Here is an 18,255-nt window from a genome sequence, read left to right as displayed (position 1 = left end):
ATGCTTACTTATTCTCATCAAAACATCAATCAAAGCGATATAGATGCGCTTACAAAAGCTTTAAAAGATGAAATTTTAACAGGGGGTAAAAAGGTAGATGAATTTGAAGAAGCCCTTTGCGAATATGTGGGCGTAAAACACGCTTGTGTATTAAACTCAGCTACTTCAGCTCTTCATCTTGCCTACACAGCACTAGGTGTCCAAGAAAAAATCGTTTTAACCACTCCTTTAACCTTCGCTGCTACGGCTAATGCGGCCTTAATAGCTGGAGCTAAGGTAGAGTTTATCGACATTAAAAACGATGGCAATATTGATGAAAAAAAACTAGAAGCAAGACTTTTAAAAGATAGTAAAAATATAGGAGCTATTAGCGTGGTGGATTTTGGGGGAAATAGCGTTGAAATAGATGAAATTTCAAGCCTTGCTAAAAAATACAATATCCCTTTAATCGATGATGCAAGCCATGCTTTAGGTGCCTTATATAAAAGTGAAAAAGTAGGAAAAAAAGCCGATCTTTCTATCTTTTCTTTTCATCCTGTTAAACCCATCACTACTTTTGAAGGCGGGGCTGTGGTGAGTGATAATGAAGAGCTTATCACCAAAATCAAGCTTTTAAAAAGCCATGGTATAATTAAAAAAAGGCTTTGGGATAGCGATATGGTAGAACTTGGCTATAATTACCGCTTAAGCGATGTTGCTTGTGCTTTAGGGATAAACCAGCTTAAAAAACTCGATCACAATCTTGAAAAAAGAGAAGAAATCGCAAGTTTTTACGATAAAGAATTTGAAAAAAATCCTTATTTTTCCACGATAAAAATCAAAAATTATAAAAAAAGCTCAAGACATTTATACCCTATCTTGCTTTTTCCTGAATTTTATTGTCAAAAAGAAGAACTTTTTGAAAGCTTACTTCATGCAGGAATTGGCGTACAGGTACATTATAAACCAACTTATGAGTTTAGTTTTTATAAAAAACTCTTAGGAGAAATCAGACTCCAAAATGCGGATAATTTTTACAAAGCCGAGCTTAGCATACCTTGTCATCAAGAAATGAATCTAAAGGATGCAAAATTTGTAAAAGATACTTTATTTAGCATTCTTGAAAAAGTTAAAAAGGGATATTGTGGATAAGCTAGACTTTAGAAGTCAAGATTTTAGCCAAACTGGAAAGGCTATGTATGAACTAGCTTGTGAACTTTTTCCTATCCCTAGAAGTATCACAGGGCAAGGTTTTAGAGATAGCTTAGAAATTTTAAATAAAACTCTGGGCGGGGGGGGGGATACTCAAATTTCACTCTATAAAAAGTGGTACAAAGGTTTTTGACTGGATAGTCCCTGATGAATGGAACGCCAAAGAAGCCTATATCATCACTCCAGAAGGAGAAAAAATTTGTGATTTTAAAAAGCATAATCTACACCTTCTAAACTATAGCGAAGCTATCGATAAAGAAATCGAACTAGAAGAACTTCAAGATCATCTTTACTCCATAGAAGAAATGCCCGATGCTATTCCTTATGTAACGAGTTATTACAAAAGGCGTTGGGGATTTTGTCTCACGCATAATGAAAGAAAAAAACTTAAAAAAGGCAAATACAAAGTTTATATCGATGCAAAACATGATGAAAATGGGGTTTTGGACTATGCTGATTTTATCCTACCTAGTACGCAAAATTCAAAAGATGAAATTTTAATTTCAACCTATCTTTGTCATCCTTCCATGGCAAATAACGAGCTTAGTGGCCCTGTGGTGGCTATTTTCCTAGCAAAATGGCTTTTGAGTTTAAAAGAAAGAAAATATAATTACCGCTTTGTCATCATCCCTGAAACCATAGGGTCTATAGTCTATCTTAGCAAACATTTAGAGCATTTAAAAAAATATGTTAAAGCAGGCTTTGTGCTTTCTTGCTTAGGCGATGATCATGCTTACTCACTCATACATACACCTAAAGAAAACACTCTAAGCGATAAAGTTGCCTTGCATACGCTTAAAAATAAAGAAAATTTCAAAGCTTTTAGTTTTTTGGATCGCGGAAGCGATGAAAGACAATACAATGCTCCGCTTGTAAATCTTGGCATTGTAGGAGTATGTCGCACAAGATACCTAGAATACGAACAATACCACACCAGCAAAGATGATCTCAATTTTATCTCTGAAAAAGGTTTAATGGGTGGACTTCAAAGCATGCAAGAAATGATTTTAAATCTAGAAATCAACGCCGTATATAAAAACACCATAGTATGCGAGCCCAATCTTGGCAAAAGAGGACTATATCATACCCTTAGCACTGCCAATGACATTCCTTTAGCTTGTAATTTTCTAGCTTACTGTGATGGAGAGAATGATATCATCGATATAGCCAATATCTTAAATATGCAAGCTTATGAATTTAAAGAACTTTTGAAAAAAATAAAATTTTATGGACTAGTAAAATGAAATATTTTTTAGAACACAATGACAAAAAATACTCCGATAAGGATTTAATAGATGCTTTTTATCAACTAGGTATAAAAAGAGGCGATATTTTATGTGTACATACAGAACTTTTTAAATTTGGCATACCTTTGCTTTCTAGAAATGAATTTTTACAGACTATACTCAATTGTTTTTTTGAAGTTATAGGTCAGGAAGGCACTTTGATCATGCCAACCTTTACTTATAGTTTTTGCAAAAATGAAGTTTATGACAAAATAAATTCCAAAACAAAAATGGGAGCATTAAATGAATATTTTCGCAAACAAACAGGAGTAAAACGCACAAACGATCCTATATTTTCTTTTGCTATAAAAGGAGCAAAAGAAGAATTATTTTTAAAAGATACAACAAGTTGTTTTGGGGAAAATTGTGTTTATGAAGTTTTAGCCAAAGAGAATGGAAAATATATAATTTTTGGTTTAAATGAAGGGCACGCTCTAGTTCATTACGCAGAAGAAAAAAATACAACTTTTTGTAGATATTTTAAAAATTTTAAAGGTATTTTAATAAACGAAAAAAGGAAAGAAAAAACAATAACTATTGACTACTACGTTAGAGATTTGCAACAGTCTTATTTATGCGATATTAATAAAATTAATCCTATAATTCAAGAAACGCAAAATTATAAAAAAATAAATTTTGCTAAAAATTTTATAGAAATTTATAATACTAGAGAATATGTTCAAGCAATATGTCAAGCCTTAACCAATGATAAATTAGCCATATATAAGAAAGATCGATAATGAAACAATTTTATGAAATTTTAGAAAATATACTTGAAACCAAAGTAGATGAAAATACAAATTTAAGCATGGAAAACTGCAAGAACTGGACTTCTTTAGCTCATATTGATATCATCATGAGTTTAGAAGAAGAAATTTGAAATCAAATTTAGCAAAGAAGATTTAAGTCTCTTAAAATCTCAAAGCGCTTTACTAGAAAAAATTCAAACCCTAAAGGCAGAAAAATGAAAGAAAATATTGAAAAATTATTTCAAGCCATCGCTCAAAAAAATCCTATCCATTCTAAATATCTTAAAAAAATTGAATTTCCACAAGAAGACGAAGAAGAATTTGATAAATTAATTTCTTATTATATTCAAGATGGTATCAGTATAAAAGAACAATGCGATTGTTATTTATTGATCCTTAACGATACTTTAGAAGAAACAAAATTTTTCATAGAAAATGGGGCTTATCGTTATTCTAGCTTTGATGAAGTTAAAGATTTGATAGAAAAATCAGGCTTAAAATTTAAAGCTTATGAATGTTTTATGGCAAATGATTATAGTTTAGAAAAAGCATTGAAATTTAAAAATGCTATCACTATGGCAGTAGTTTTAAATGCTTAATACAACACTCAATTTACCCATTCATCATATAGGTGTGGCTTGTAAAAATTTAGAAAAAGAAAAGGAATGTTTTTTAAACTAGGTTTTTATAAAGAATCAGAATTTGTAGATGAAAAACAAGGGGTAAGAGGCGAATTTATCATTCCTTGTAATGAAGCATTTCCACAGTATAGATTTGAACTTTTGCAAAATTTAAACGATAAAGGCCCACTAGATAGCTATTTAAAAAATAATACCAAAATGTATCATTTAGCCTATGAAAGTAAAAACATCGCCCAAGATTTAATTCTTTTGGAACAACAAGGAGGCATTTGTATTGTTCCTATTATGCAAGCAAGCTATTTTGCTAAACTTTGTTTTATCATGATGCCAAATAGGCTTTTAATCGAACTTGTGGAGCTAAAATGAATCTTTTTTCACCCCATTTAAAACGCAATGAGCTTATAAAATTCGCCAAAGAATTAGACTTTAGCAAAAGTCAAGATCTTCTTATTAATGTCCATAGAAATCATGCTTTTGAAGGAGTGCAAAGTATCATTGCTCCTTTTTTACATTTTGCTAATTTAAGAGCTGAGTTTAATTTCAGCTCTTATGATGATAGCTTGAGTTTTGATAACTTTAAAGAAGCTAGTTTAGAGCTTTTATGGCTAGATTTAACCCGCTATAAAAATAATGTGCAAAATTTTATAAAAGAAAGACTTTTAGAACTAAGAAAAATTTCACAAAACCCTATTTTAGTTCTTAGTTTAGGAGAATTTAAAACAGATAAAAAAATTTTAAATTGTGAAATTTTTAACATAGAAAAACTCATAAAAGAGTATTTTGATGAAGAAGATATTTTAGACCTAGCTAAAGAAGAACTTACAGGCTCTAAACTTAATAATAAAGCCTTGATTTTCTTGGCACAAATTTTAGGACTTAGTCTCATCCCTGCACTTGTAAAACCCGCTCTTAAAGCTCTTGTACTTGATCTTGATAATACCTTGTATCAAGGAATTTTAGGTGAAGAGGGTATAGATAATCTTAATTTAAGTCCTTTGCACAAAACCTTACAAGAAAAAATTAAAACTTTTAAAAAACAAGGGTTTTTACTTGCCCTAGCTTCAAAAAATGAAGAAAAAGACGCAAAAAAACTTTTTGAAATAAGGAAAGATTTCATCTTACAATGGGATGATTTTGATGCTAGAATGATCAATTGGGAGCCAAAAGGTGAAAATATCTTAAAAATTGCTAAAAAATTTAATATAAATACTAACACTATGCTTTTTATAGATGATAATATCGCCGAGCTTGAAAATACCAAATTTACTGGCGTTAAAACACTTTTATGCGATGAAAATATACTTTATAAAATCAAACTTTTTCCTAATCTTTTAAAACTTTCAAATACCAAAGAAGATCAAATTCGTGCCAAAGATATAGCAGCCAATGCTTTAAGAGAAGAACTTAAAAGTTTAAGCGATGAAGAATATTTTCAAAATCTTGAAATCAGCTTAAATTTTAGCAAAAATGATCTGCAAAATATCCCTCGCATTAGCGAACTTTTGGGTAAAACCAATCAATTTATTGCTAATTACACACGCTTAAATCAAGAAAAAGTCGCACAACACATGCAAAAAGAACTCATTGTAAGTGTGAGCATGAGTGATAAATTAAGCGATAGTGGGATTATCGCTATTTTTGTTTTTTCTTGCAAAGAAGGAAATTTATTTATCGATGATCTTTGCATTTCTTGTAGGGCTTTAGGTAGAAAACTTGAAACTAGAATGTTTTTTAAAGCCTTTGAACTAGCTTTACATTTCTTTGATCTTAAAAACAATAATGCAAGGCTTTATTATCAAAAGGCGAAAGAAATATGCCATTTTTAAGCTTTTTAGAACAAATTTCTAAAAAAATTGAAAAAAACTCAGCCCTTGTTTCATTTCAAAATTTAAATTTTAAAGGACTTATAATCCATGAAAACTAGATTTGATAAAGCTAAAATTTCAGGCATTTGCGTAAGCGTACCTGAACATAAAATTTGCATTGATGATGAGTTAGAAAGCATTTTTTCAAATGATATTAAAACCCTTAAAAGAATGAAAAAAGTCATAGGCTTAAACACGCGTTATATTTGTGATGAAAACACTTGTGTAAGCGATCTTGGCAAACACGCAGCCAATACACTTTTACAAGGTTTAAATATAGATAAAAATAGCCTTGATGCACTCATCGTAGTAACTCAAAGTCCTGATTTTTTCATGCCTTCTACGGCTTGTTATTTACACCAGCTTTTAAATTTAAGCTCTAAAACCATAGCTTTTGATTTAGGGCAAGCTTGTGCAGGGTATTTATACGGCTTATTTGTCGCTCATTCTTTAATACAAAGTGGCTTAGGTAAAATTTTACTCATTTGTGGAGATACTTTAAGCAAATTCATCCATCCTAAAAATATGAATTTAGCCCCAATTTTTGGCGATGGAGTAAGTGCAACTTTGATTGAAAAAACGGATTTTAATGAAGCCTTTTTTGAACTTGGAAGCGATGGAAGACATTTTGATAAACTCATCATTCCAAAAGGTGCGATGAGAATACCTAAAGCAGATATTTTTAACGATGATTCGCTCATGCAAACTGAGGAGTAGACAATTAGAAAATCTTTACATGGACGGAGCAAATATTTTTAATATGGCTTTAGAATGCGAACCTAAAAGCTTTAAAGAAATTTTAGAATTTTCCAAGGTAGAAGAAAAAGACATTGCTTTTCATCTTTTTCATCAATCTAATGCGTATTTGGTTGATTGTATTAAAGAAGAGTTAAAACTTAATGATGATAAAGTTCCTAATTTCATCATGGAAAAATACGCTAATTTAAGCGCTTGTTCACTACCTGCCCTACTTTGTGAACTAGATACTCCAAAAGAATTTAAAGCGAGTTTGAGTGCTTTTGGTGCAGGGCTTAGCTGGGGAAGTGCCGTGCTAAATTTCAAGGATTTATACACAAAAGACATTTTAATTTACACAAAGGAGAAATAATGACAAAAACTGAATTTTTAGAAGAGCTTAAAGAAGCTATGCATAGAGATGAAGACTTAAACGAGGATATGCTACTTGATGATATAGACGAGTGGGATAGTTTGGCTTTTGTATCTGTGATGGTGCTTTATAAAAATCTTTTTGCTTTAAAAATCACAGCCGAGGACTTGAAAAATTGTCAAAAAGTAAGTGATTTAATCAATTTAGCAAAGCTTGATTAAAACCTTTAAGGTTTTAATCTTTTATCACTAATTCAAATTTGTCACCCACATCTTTAAATATAAACACTTTATTTCCACAAGGATAAGAGATGGAATTTTCTTGCATTAAAGATTTTCTTTTTTGCAATTTTTCAAGCATTAAAGGAAGTTCTTTTCTAAATAAGGCTTTATCAGGTATACCACAACCATGATCTAAATTTTTAATAAATTTTCCATCAATTTTATTTTCATCTATCAAATTTAAGCTTACATCGTAACCTAAAATTTTTAATATTTGCATGGTTTGTTCTTTAAAATTTGCTGGAGTTAAAGGATCTTCTTTACTATGATAACTCACATAAATAATATTTTTATTTTTTTGACTTTGCAAAATCAAATGATCCTTATTTAACAATGTTCTAATAAAATAATTTTCATTATTAAAAAAATAAGGTAAATTTTCTTTACGCGTCCAGTGGGTTTTTAGAAAACAACTCACAAAAAAATGATCGCCCTGTATATACATATCCCCATTAGTATCTTTGCTTTTAAATTCCAACTCTCTACCAATAATATAATTAAGCGGTGGAACAGCCGAACCCGAATTATCAATCACGCCATCCACATACCAAGGAGCTATTTTTGCTATGAGCAAGGCTAAGTATCCTCCATAAGACCCGCCCCCATAAATTTTTGGTAAATCTGCAAGTTTTGGAAAGCGTTTAACTAGATCTTTTAAAGCATTGATATGATCAATAGCTGCCTTAATGCCATAGTTTTGATAATCTCCATTGAGTGGGATAAAAGTTGCACTTAGTCTTTCTTCAAAATCATAAGGCAATCGATTTAACATTTTTAATTCTGTCATAATCTCGCTCAAATATTCACAATGACTAACTACAGTATTATTGGCTAATTGATCACATGGAATATTGTATTTACGAAGCACTTTTTCTATTAATTTTAAATCATCTTTTGTAAAATCTGCTAATGTTGAATACTTTTCAACATCCGAACGCCTTTGACAAAAACAATGATAAAAAACATGCACTGCTACAACATCAAAATTTTTAGCAATATAATTTCTATAAGAGTCTAAAAATATATATTTGCATTGGCTCCATAACCTCCTATTATAAAAACTATAGCTTTAATCTCTTTTTCATCATCATAACTTATACGGTATTCAAGTTTGCTAGTTCTTTTTATATTTAATTCTACATCATCACAAGAATCGATTTCAAAGCTTTGGTTTATGAGCATATAAAGGCCTTTTTTATTAATTTATCGATATTATATTACAAAAAATTAAAAAGGTAAATCATGACAACTCATATCTATGATTTTTTAGAAAAAAGTTTAATCAAATTTAGCGAAAAAACTGCTTTTGTAGAACCCTTTGCCAAAGAAAGAAAGGAAATCACTTACAAAGACTTTGATCTCTTTTCTAAAAAACTAGCCAGTGAAATTTTAAAAACTTTAAAAAATAATAAACCTACTCAAGCTCCTGTTTTAATCATCTTGCCTAAAGGGATTGATTGTTTGATTTCATTTTTTGGAGTGGCACTCAGTGGAAATTTTTATACACTTTTAGATGAAAAAAGTCCTAAAGAAAGAGTAGAAAAAGTCATAGAAGTTTTAAAGCCTAAACTTTTTATCACTTCAAAGGACTTAAATTTTAACTTAGATTTACCTACGCTTTATACAGAAGATTTTGAAAGTTTTAATATAGATGAGAGTTTAATAAAGCATGCCAAAGAAAAACATATAGATACTAATTTACTCTATGTTTTCTTTACAAGTGGGAGCACAGGCATTCCTAAAGGAGTAAGCATAGCTCATAAGAGTGTGATTGATTATACTTTTTGGGTGTGTGAGACTTTTAAATTTGATGAGAATGAAATTTTAGCCAATCAAGCGCCATTTTATTTTGACAATAGCATTTTAGATATTTTTTCAAGTGTAAAATCAGGAGCAACTTTACACCTTTTACCTAATCATCTTTTCGCCTTTCCAAATAAAATTTTAGAATGCCTTGAAAAAGAAAAAGTAAGCACTATATTTTGGGTACCTTCGGTGCTGATTTATTTTGCAAATACTGAAGCTTTGAATAATTTTAGTTTAAACGCCTTAAAAAAGATACTTTTTTGTGGTGAAATCATGCCCAATAAACAGCTAAATATTTGGCGTAAACACTTACCCAATGCTTTATTTGCCAACCTTTATGGTCCAACAGAAATCACTGATGTATGTTCTTTTTATATCATCAATCGTACTTTTAAAGATGAAGAACTTTTACCTATAGGCAAAGCATGTAAAAACACAGAACTTTTAGTTTTTGATGAAAATATGAATTTCATAAGTCCTAAACAAATAAGTGTTAAAGGGGAGCTTTTTGTGCGTGGAACTTCTTTGTCTTTAGGGTATTATAATGACAAAGAAAAAACCAAACAAGCTTTTACTCAAAATCCTTTACATGATAATTATTTAGATCTTTTGTACAAAACAGGAGATATAGTTTCTTATAATGAATTTGGCGAACTTTTATGCTATGGAAGAGTGGATAATCAGATAAAATATATGGGGCATAGGATAGAACTTGGAGAAATAGAAAGCGTGATTAACTCTCATGCGAGTATAAAAAATAGTGCTTGTATTTTTAAAGAAGATATTATTTGTTTTTATGAAAGTGAAGAAGAAATTAATTTTAAAGCTTTTTTGAAAGATAAATTACCTTCTTATATGATCCCAAAAAATTTTATTAAACTCGACAAATTTAAGCTTAATCAAAATGGTAAAATTGATAGAAAGGTTTTAAAAGAACTTGTTTAAATAAATATTTTATAATTTCAAAAAACTGAAGGAGAAAAAATGCAAGAAATCAAACAATTTTTTATCAATATAGAAAGAACAGATATCAATGAGAGTATGGAAAATCTAGTAAGTGAAGATTTTATCGATAGTATCGATATCATGGCTTTGGTTGCCGAAATAGAAAAATTTTATAAAAAACCCTTAAAAGCAGAATTTATCACACCTGAAAATTTTGAAAGCTTTGAAAATATCAAAAAAATGCTTGAAACTGCAATGAAAGACTAATCTTTCCTTGCAAGTTCAAGCTGTTCTTTTAAAGAACTGATGATTTCATTTTTAGAAACAATAATTTGTGCTATAAAATCCGCCACATCATCCCAGTCTTTGCTTAGTGTATGAGTTAAAGTATAGTTTTGTTCGTATTCTTCCCAATTTACAGGAGTAAAAAGAGAATTTTTATGCGGGAAATATTTGTTTTTTACCCATTCAAGTGAAGAAGCAAAATAATCCACATAAGCTTTAGCAATATCTTTTTGCACTGCAAATTTTAATCTTTTTTCTTTGCTGCCTTCAAATTTTCTTCTTGCCATAAAAAGCAAAGAATTAAGATTATCCTGCTTTAAATCTTTTTGATTTAATCTTGACATAAGCTCCATTCCTAAAAGATTAAAACTTTCATTTTTGGTTTGTTTTAAAACAAAACTCTCATCCCATTCAAGTCCTAAATGATAAACAAAATCCTTAAGTAAAGTCCCTCCTACATAATCCTCCCTTAGAAGTCTTACTATCAAATTTTCTTCTCCAAATGCCTCAGCATGAGTTTTGCAAATCCATTCATAGTCAAAAATATATTTTCTAGGATGATCTTGCGGAGCAAAATCAGCAGAATAATACCCCATATTGTTTTTATGATCTTGAGAACAATGTGAGTTTAAATAACCCAAAGTATCTCTAAAATACACAATAATATAAATTTGAGTAAAACCTAACTCTCTCATAATCTTTTCTAAAATTTCTACATGTTTTTTGGTAGAAAAATCCCAAACTATACCCTCAGCTGAAAAAATAAATTTTTTATCTTTATGTAAAGCACTTTCACTTTTAAAATTTTCTATAGCTCTAAGAAGTCTTTCATTTGTGATATGACTTAAAACACTCTCTTTTTTTAAAATATCTTCTTTTTGAACCAATTCTAAAACCATATCCACCAAAGCCCAATGCCTATTTGCCACTCTAAGACTTTTTGGGTAAATATAAGCTTTTTGCAAAAGCTTTTCTTCGTTTTGCATCAAGAAGCCTTGTTTTTCTTGATTTCCTGTATTAGTAGTTCCTATATGTAAATATGCTGTCATTTTATATCCTTTATCTTTATTTTAATTTATCATCTCTAACTCAAATTTATCTTCTAAATCCTTAAACACAAATACTTTATTCCCACAAGGATAAGAGATAGAATTTTCTTGCATAAAAGATTTTCTTCCTTGTAGTTTTTCAAGCATTAAAGGAAGTTCTTTTCTAAATAAAGCCCTATCAGTCATTCTAAGTCCATGCTCTAAACTTTTTACAAATCTACCATCTATATCATTTTCATCCTTTATTAAATGTAAAGTTGCATCATATCCTAATTCCTGATAACACTTATAAAGTTCTATTTTATTTTGCACTGGCGCACCCATATCTTGTATACTATGATAGCTTACAAAAATGGTATTTTTATTTAAATTTGATTGAATTTGAAGATGGTTTGAATTTAAAACTGCTCTGATTAAATAATTTTCATCACCAAAATAATAAGAAGAATTCATATTTCTATTCCAGTATTTATATACAAAACAATAAAGTCTATAACCACTTCCTTCGAAATAAAATTCCCCTTGATTCATTTCTCTTCCTAAAATGCACGCCAAAAATGGCAAGCAAACACCTGAATTATCAATCACACCATCCACATACCAAGGAGCTATTTTTGCTATGAGTAAAGATAGGTATCCTCCATAAGACCCCCCCCCATAAATTTTTGGTAAATCTGCAAATTCTGGAAAACATTTAACTAAATCTTTTAAAGCATTGATATGATCAATAGCTGCCATAACGCCATAGTTTTGATAATCTCCATTGGGTGGGATAAAATCACAAGAAAGTTCTATTTTTTGGCTTTCATCAACCAAACCTGCTTGTTTCATTTCATTAACTTTTTGCTCTATAAGAGGAATAATTTGTTCAAAATTATCTTTATTAACCGATAAATGTCCTAAATTAATATTTTTTAAAATGCCATTTACACGCTCTAAATCATCTTGATTGGGAATAAGCTTTGGATTATACTTTTGATCAATACTTTGTCTTGCACAAAAACAATGATAAAAAACATGTACCACTACAACATCAAAATTTTTAGCAATATATTCCCTATCAAAATCTAAAAAAGAAATATTTGCATTAGCTCCAAAACCACCCACTATAAAAACTATAGCTTTAATCTCTTTTTCATCATCATAACTAATGCGGTATTCAAGCTTGCTAGTTCTTTTTATATTTAATTCTACATCATCACAAGAATCAATTTCAAAGGTTTGATTTATGAGCATTATTCCACCCCGTTTGCATTATTTTATTGTATTTTAAAGACAATTATACTTAAATTTTAGTAAAATAAAACACAAAAAACAAGGCTTAACTATGAAAAATCTTTGTATCATCCCTGCTCGTGGTGGATCAAAAAGAATTCCTAGAAAAAATATCATTGATTTTCTAGGTAAACCTTTAATCGCTTATAGCATAGAAAATGCTTTAAATTCAGGCATTTTTGATGAAGTAGTGCTTTCAAGCGATGATGAAGAAATCATAGAAGTAGCCTTAAAATACGGTGCAAAAGCTCCATTTGTGCGTGATAAAAATTTAAGCGATGATTATGCTTCAAGCACTGCTGCAGTGCAAAATGCCATAGAAATTTTACAAAGCCAAAATCAAATTTATGATCATGTCTGTTGTCTTTATGCTACTGCTCCGCTTTTAAATAAAAACATTTTAAAACAAGCTTATGAAAAATTTATACAAAATGAAAGCAAGTTTTTATTTGCCGCCACTGAGTTTGAGTATCCTATACAAAGGGCTTTTTATCTAAATGAGAATAATCAAGTTTATATGTTTGATGAAAAACATTATAAAAGTCGTTCACAAGACTTAACAAAAGCTTATCACGATGCAGGAGCTTTTTATTTTGGCACAAGTAAAGCTTGGCTTGAAGAAGATTTTATGTTTAAACCTCATTCTAGTGTATTTGTATTGCCAAGAAATTTAGTTTACGATATAGATACCATGCAAGATTTAGAATTTGCAAAAATACTTTATAAGGCAAATCATGAAAGTGCTTTTTAGAAGCGATAGCTCCAGTCAAATAGGCTTTGGACACATTAAACGCGATCTAGTCTTAGCTAAACAATATAGCGATGTAAGTTTTGCTTGTTTGCCTTTAGAAGGCTCTTTGATCGATGAAATTCCTTATCCTGTTTATGAGCTTGATAGTGAAAGCATTTACGAACTTATCAATCTCATCAAAGAAGAAAAATTTGAACTTCTTATCATTGATCACTATGGCATCAGCGTAGATGATGAAAAACTGATCAAGCTTGAAACAGGGGTGAAAATTCTAAGCTTTGATGATGAAATAAAGCCTCATCATTGTGATATTTTACTCAATGTCAATGCCTATGCAAAAGCAAGTGATTATGAAGGTTTAGTGCCTTTTAAATGCGAAGTAAGATGTGGTTTTTCTTATGCTTTAATCAGGGAAGAATTTTATCAAGAGGCCAAAGAAAATAGAGAAAAAAAATATGATTTTTTCATTTGCATGGGTGGAACTGATATAAAAAACCTTTCTTTACAAATTGCTAGCGAATTACCTAAAACAAAAATCATCAGCATTGTAACCAGCTCTTCTAATCCTAATCTTAAAAAATTGCAAAAATTTGCAAAATTACATAACAATATTAGATTATTTATCGATCATGAAAATATTGCAAAATTGATGAATGAAAGCAATAAACTCATCATTAGTGCAAGTTCTTTAGTCAATGAAGCCTTGCTTTTAAAGGCAAATTTCAAAGCTATTTGTTATGTTAAAAATCAAGAATCTACAGCAACTTGGCTTGCTAAAAAAGGGTATGAAGTGGAGTATAAGTATTGATAAAACTTAAAAATTTCACAGAACTTAATTCTCAAGAAATAGAGCTGATTTTTAAATGGCGCAATCACCCCGATATCAATCAATTTATGAAAACAAAATATATTGATTTTGAAGAACATTTAAGATTTTTAAAAAAATTACATCAAGATTCTAGCAAAAAATATTTTTTAGTTTTTCAAGATGAACAGATTATCGGCGTAATTGATTTTGTCAATATCACAACTAAATCTTGCGAATTTGGACTTTACGCAAAACCTAATTTAAAAGGCGTAGGACAAATTTTAATGAATGAAATTATAAAATACGCTTTTGAAAACTTAAAAGTAAATACTCTTAAAGCTTATGTTTTCAAAGACAATCGCAAAGCTTTAAAATTATATCAACAAAATCATTTTACTATTTATGATGAAGATAAAGATTTTTACCATATTTGCCTAAAGCAATCTGACTGCAAAGCCTTGCCTAGCTAATTCTTCTTTTACATCTTTAGGGGTATACTTAGAAAAATGAAAAATATAAGCACCCGCTAAAGCATCAGCACCCAAATTTAAAGCCTTAACTCCATCACTTGGATTGCTAAGTCCTCCATTGATAATAAGAGGAATTTTAAGTTTATTTTGAAAGATCTTTAAAAGTTCTAAATCATAACCCTTTGCTTTTCCTTCAAAATCCACAGAGGTTAAAAGAAGCTCTCCAGCTCCTTTTTTTTCATATTCTAAAGCAAGTTCTAAAGGACTTTTTTCAAGTAAATTTCCCCTGTCATAAACACAAAATTGCCCTCCTTTTCTTTTAACATCTATAGAACAAACTATACATTGAGAACCAAAACGATTAGCCGCTTTACTTATAAAATCCATATCTTCTAAGGCCTTAGAATTGATAGAAATTTTATCCGCACCTAAATTTAAAATCTTTTGTATATCTTCAAGGGTTTTTATCCCGCCACCTATAGTTAAAGGCATAAAACATTCTTTAGCAAGATCTTCTATACTTTCAAAATCTATTTCTCCACTTTTTGAAGCATCTATATCTAAGATAATAAGCTCATCAACATTGCGTGCATTATAAATTCTCATTGTTGAAGTTAAATGCCCTATAGTGCGAAAATCTTTAAATTCTATACTTTTAACAAGTTGTCCGTTTTTTAACAAAACACAAGGGATAATTCTAGTTTTTAACATTTAAAGCCTTATAAAATTTTCTAAAAGTTTTAAGCCTAAATTTTGACTTTTTTCGGGGTGAAATTGTGTAGCAAAAATATGATCTTTTTGTAAAGATGCAACAAATTTATGTCCGTATTGTGCTTTAGCACTTACAAACTCATCTTTGCATTTCACATAAAAAGAATGCACAAAATAAAAATCACTCTTATTATCTATGCCTTGATACAAAGGAACTTGTTTTAAAATTTCAAGCTCATTCCAACCCATGTGTGGGATTTTTAAATTTAAATCCTCTTCAAATTTGACTACTTCACCTTCTATAAAACCAAGTCCTTCGCAAACTCCACCTTCATAGCCCCTTTCTAAAAAAAGCTGCATTCCCAAACAAATGCCTAAAATAGGTTTTTTTTGTACTAAAACTTGCTCTTTTAAAGCTTCTATAAAACCAAATTCTTTTAAATTTTTCATGGCTTCTTTAAAAGATCCCACTCCAGGTAAAAGCAATTTATCTGCTTTTTGCAAATCTTTTGGATTTTTAGCTATGAAATTTATAGCTCCTATTTTTTCAAAAGCCTTAGCAACAGAGTTTAAATTTCCCGCCTTGTAATCAATGAGCGCTATCATTTTAAAACACACTCGTCTTTTCTTACCAAAGAACCATCATAATCTCTTATAAATTTACCATTTTCATCACGTTTAAAAATTTTTTTATTGGTAAAAGAATCTACTATTTTTTGAAATTCTTCCTCGCTAAAACCACTGAATTCAAGGTATTTTTTAATAGCCTTTTTAGGGGGCTTGCCATCGTATTTTTGTACCAAACGCACCCCTTCTTCACGGCTGATATAACCTAAACGAATATCCAAACAAGCATTATCCGTTGCTCTACCAAAGCCGTATTTGCAGTATTTTAAATAATCATGCACATGATTAGAATAACAATCTAAATTTTCAAAATTTTCATAAGTAGTCTCAACAGGATGATCTAGAGTTAAAAAACCATATTTTTTAGAAATTTCAAGAATTTTTTTATAATCCCATTTAAAATAATACCCTAAAAATAGCCCAGTAACCCCTACTCTTTGAAGTTCTTCATCACTTGGATAAGTATATAAAAACAAATCTTTTTCAGTGATACCATTTACCCCAAGCATATCAGAAGCACGATTTCCTAAAAGCCCGCCAAATTCTTCAAGCCACTCTCTGCCTAAAATATTTTTATTTTTACTACTCGCAGGACCGCCATACTCTATCTGCGGACTTTCTCCCCAGATGATCAAAGGCACTCCAAAATTTACCGCTATGCGTGGAACAGAAGTAAAAATTCCCAAATGGTTTTGCCACTCATTATCCCCTGTTCTTATAAAAGCTTCACGGGCAAGTTTTTGATAAACTTTTGGATCACGCTTGATATGGATCAAATCCACGCCAAGATGATTTAAATTGTCTAAATTTTTGCGCCCTATTTTCGTAGGTACGCTAGGCTCAAAACACACACACAAAGGATTAAGTCCAAGTTCAAGCATTTTAACCACTTGAAAAGTAGAATCTTTTCCGCCACTTACTCCGATAACACAATCATAAACAGGATGTTTTTTGTATTTTTTTATAAGCTCAAAAAATTCTTTTTCTCTTTCTTGCCAATTAATATTTTGATTTTTAGCTTCTTGAGAACGACAAGCATCACAAACACCTTCTTCATCAAAATGTAAATCAGGCTTAGTATCTGGCATCACACATTTTTTACAAAATTTCATAAATTTCCTTTAATTAGTCTTAAATATATATCGTTATAATTAAATTTTATTTTATGATTTTATATATTTATATTATATAAAAATTAAAAAATGAATGAATTCTATAATTTAAATCCATATGGCATTTTTTGAATGAAACCAAGCAAAATCATAACAAAGTTGTAATATTTATATAATATAAATATATAAATTGAAGAAATATATAATATAATTATATATCATTTTAGTCAGGAAATTTACCAAAGAAAGAAAAGTATGCAAATAGGAAATTTTAACACCGATAAAAAGGTTTTTATCATAGCAGAACTTAGTGCAAATCACGCAGGAAGTCTTGAGATGGCACTTCAAAGTATAAAAGCTGCCAAAGAAGCAGGTGCTGATGCGATAAAAATTCAAACTTACACTCCAGATAGCATGACTCTAAATAGCAACAAAGAAGATTTTATTATTAAGGGTGGGCTTTGGGATAAAAGAAAACTTTATGAGCTTTATCAAAGTGCAAAAACCCCTTATGAATGGCATTCTCAAATCTTTGAAACCGCACAAAATGAAGGCATACTTTGTTTTTCAAGTCCTTTTGCCAAAGAAGATTTAGAATTTCTAAAACGCTTTGATCCTATAGCCTATAAAATCGCTTCTTTTGAAGCTAATGATGAAAATTTCGTGCGTTTAATCGCCAAAGAAAAAAAACCTACTATCGTTTCAACGGGCATTGCTACAGAAGAAGAACTTTTTAAAATCTGTGAAATTTTTAAAGAAGAAAAAAATCCTGATTTAATCTTTTTAAAATGCACTTCGGCTTATCCTACTGCCATAGAAGATATGAATTTAAAAGGCATAGCAAGTTTAAAAGAAAAATTTAATGTTGAAGTGGGGCTAAGTGATCATAGCTTTGGTTTTTTAGCCCCTGTTATGGCAGTAGCACTTGGAGCTAGAGTGATAGAAAAGCATTTTATGTTAGATAAAAGCATAGAAAGTGAAGACAGTAAATTTAGTCTTGATTTTGATGAATTTAAAGCTATGGTAGATGCAGTAAGACAAGCTGAAAGTGCTTTAGGCGATGGTAAGTTAGATCTAGATGAAAAGGCGCTTAAAAACCGTGTTTTTGCAAGAAGCTTATATGCAAGTAAGGATATCAAAAAAGGTGAAATGTTCAGCGAAGAAAATGTAAAATCCGTGCGTCCTTCTTTTGGACTACATCCTAAATTTTATCAAGAACTTTTAGGAAAAAAAGCTACTAAAGATATAGAATTTGGTGATGCTTTAAAACAAGGAGATTTCCAATGACCTTCACC

15 protein-coding genes and 6 pseudogenes are annotated in these 18,255 nt (G+C 30.2%); 15 read left to right on the top strand and 6 right to left on the bottom strand.

All coding sequences use genetic code 11. The features are described from left to right. From pseC to FBF10_RS03885, 9 genes and pseudogenes are all read left to right on the top strand, one after another. Complete coding sequence (gene pseC / locus FBF10_RS03925) at positions 1–1,131, top strand: UDP-4-amino-4,6-dideoxy-N-acetyl-beta-L-altrosamine transaminase (protein ID WP_165433895.1); 1,131 nt, start codon at positions 1–3, stop codon at positions 1,129–1,131. Further along, positions 1,124–2,435 (top strand): annotated as a pseudogene (locus FBF10_RS03920) (DUF4910 domain-containing protein). The gene pseC and the pseudogene FBF10_RS03920 overlap by 8 nt, the downstream one beginning before the upstream one ends. Beyond that, on the top strand, positions 2,432–3,217 hold the full coding sequence (locus FBF10_RS03915) for an AAC(3) family N-acetyltransferase (RefSeq protein WP_002867329.1): 786 nt from the start codon (positions 2,432–2,434) through the stop codon (positions 3,215–3,217). The pseudogene FBF10_RS03920 and the gene FBF10_RS03915 overlap by 4 nt, the downstream one beginning before the upstream one ends. After that, a pseudogene (locus tag FBF10_RS03910) lies at positions 3,214–3,445 on the top strand (acyl carrier protein). Before FBF10_RS03915 ends, FBF10_RS03910 begins: the two are co-directional and overlap by 4 nt. Then, positions 3,442–3,825, top strand: coding sequence for a hypothetical protein (locus tag FBF10_RS03905; RefSeq protein ID WP_004308281.1), 384 nt, complete (start codon positions 3,442–3,444; stop codon positions 3,823–3,825). Before FBF10_RS03910 ends, FBF10_RS03905 begins: the two are co-directional and overlap by 4 nt. Beyond that, positions 3,818–4,233: pseudogene (locus FBF10_RS03900) on the top strand (VOC family protein). The gene FBF10_RS03905 and the pseudogene FBF10_RS03900 overlap by 8 nt, the downstream one beginning before the upstream one ends. Then, positions 4,230–5,791, top strand: a pseudogene (locus FBF10_RS03895) (HAD family hydrolase). The pseudogenes FBF10_RS03900 and FBF10_RS03895 overlap by 4 nt, the downstream one beginning before the upstream one ends. Beyond that, a pseudogene (locus tag FBF10_RS03890) lies at positions 5,781–6,840 on the top strand (beta-ketoacyl-ACP synthase III). Before FBF10_RS03895 ends, FBF10_RS03890 begins: the two co-directional pseudogenes overlap by 11 nt. Further along, entirely contained in the window at positions 6,840–7,061 is a 222-nt protein-coding gene (locus FBF10_RS03885; protein ID WP_002777644.1) for an acyl carrier protein, read from the top strand. The pseudogene FBF10_RS03890 and the gene FBF10_RS03885 overlap by 1 nt, the downstream one beginning before the upstream one ends. Positions 7,062–7,074: 13 nt before the next feature. On the opposite strand, the pseudogene FBF10_RS03880 reads toward FBF10_RS03885, so the two are convergent. Further along, a pseudogene (locus FBF10_RS03880) lies at positions 7,075–8,303 on the bottom strand (DUF2920 family protein). Positions 8,304–8,363: 60 nt separating this feature from the next. Between FBF10_RS03880 and FBF10_RS03875 the strand changes: the two are divergent. Then, positions 8,364–9,872 (top strand): AMP-binding protein, encoded by a 1,509-nt coding sequence (locus tag FBF10_RS03875; RefSeq protein WP_052789816.1) that lies wholly within the window; start codon positions 8,364–8,366, stop codon positions 9,870–9,872. 39 nt (positions 9,873–9,911) lie between these two features. After that, positions 9,912–10,139 (top strand): acyl carrier protein, encoded by a 228-nt coding sequence (locus tag FBF10_RS03870; RefSeq protein ID WP_002777686.1) that lies wholly within the window; start codon positions 9,912–9,914, stop codon positions 10,137–10,139. Here FBF10_RS03870 and FBF10_RS03865 read toward each other — a convergent pair. Then, positions 10,136–11,206, bottom strand: coding sequence for a hypothetical protein (locus FBF10_RS03865; protein ID WP_002888951.1), 1,071 nt, complete (start codon positions 11,204–11,206; stop codon positions 10,136–10,138). The two genes, FBF10_RS03870 and FBF10_RS03865, sit on opposite strands and share 4 nt — an antisense overlap. A 21-nt stretch (positions 11,207–11,227) precedes the next feature. Further along, positions 11,228–12,442 carry a DUF2920 family protein gene (locus FBF10_RS03860; RefSeq protein WP_165433894.1) on the bottom strand — a complete coding sequence of 405 codons (1,215 nt, stop codon included), beginning with the start codon at positions 12,440–12,442 and terminating at the stop codon, positions 11,228–11,230. Between the two features lie 91 nt (positions 12,443–12,533). On the opposite strand from FBF10_RS03860, the gene pseF reads away from it, so the two are divergent. Genes pseF through pseH form a run of 3 tightly spaced genes read left to right on the top strand, consistent with a single transcriptional unit; the run spans position 12,534 to position 14,510 of the window. After that, the gene (pseF, locus tag FBF10_RS03855) at positions 12,534–13,232 is read left to right on the top strand and encodes a pseudaminic acid cytidylyltransferase (protein WP_002888925.1); all 699 of its coding nucleotides are present in this window, start codon (positions 12,534–12,536) and stop codon (positions 13,230–13,232) included. Next, entirely contained in the window at positions 13,216–14,040 is an 825-nt protein-coding gene (pseG, locus tag FBF10_RS03850; protein WP_002777694.1) for a UDP-2,4-diacetamido-2,4,6-trideoxy-beta-L-altropyranose hydrolase, read from the top strand. Before pseF ends, pseG begins: the two co-directional genes overlap by 17 nt. Then, a complete protein-coding gene (gene pseH / locus FBF10_RS03845) occupies positions 14,037–14,510 on the top strand; it encodes a UDP-4-amino-4,6-dideoxy-N-acetyl-beta-L-altrosamine N-acetyltransferase (protein ID WP_002781802.1) in 474 nt (157 codons plus the stop codon). The genes pseG and pseH overlap by 4 nt, the downstream gene beginning before the upstream one ends. Here pseH and hisF read toward each other — a convergent pair. From hisF to pseA, 3 genes are read right to left on the bottom strand one after another with little or no spacing between them, the layout of a single operon-like run. Beyond that, positions 14,475–15,221 (bottom strand): imidazole glycerol phosphate synthase subunit HisF, encoded by a 747-nt coding sequence (gene hisF, locus FBF10_RS03840; protein ID WP_002864312.1) that lies wholly within the window; start codon positions 15,219–15,221, stop codon positions 14,475–14,477. The two genes, pseH and hisF, sit on opposite strands and share 36 nt — an antisense overlap. Then, entirely contained in the window at positions 15,222–15,827 is a 606-nt protein-coding gene (hisH, locus tag FBF10_RS03835) for an imidazole glycerol phosphate synthase subunit HisH (RefSeq protein WP_002864311.1), read from the bottom strand. It abuts the gene before it with no gap. Next, entirely contained in the window at positions 15,824–16,960 is a 1,137-nt protein-coding gene (gene pseA / locus FBF10_RS03830; protein WP_002784894.1) for a pseudaminic acid biosynthesis protein PseA, read from the bottom strand. The genes hisH and pseA overlap by 4 nt, the downstream gene beginning before the upstream one ends. A gap of 255 nt (positions 16,961–17,215) precedes the next feature. Between pseA and pseI the strand changes: the two genes are divergently transcribed. Next, positions 17,216–18,247 (top strand): pseudaminic acid synthase, encoded by a 1,032-nt coding sequence (gene pseI, locus FBF10_RS03825; protein ID WP_002888921.1) that lies wholly within the window; start codon positions 17,216–17,218, stop codon positions 18,245–18,247. The last annotated feature ends 8 nt before the right edge of the window (positions 18,248–18,255 follow it).

The organism is Campylobacter sp. CFSAN093249, from assembly GCF_011067895.1.
Classification (GTDB): domain Bacteria; phylum Campylobacterota; class Campylobacteria; order Campylobacterales; family Campylobacteraceae; genus Campylobacter_D; species Campylobacter_D jejuni.
Note: the sequence above shows the minus strand (reverse complement) of the source record. Positions and strands in the feature narration are given on the sequence as shown.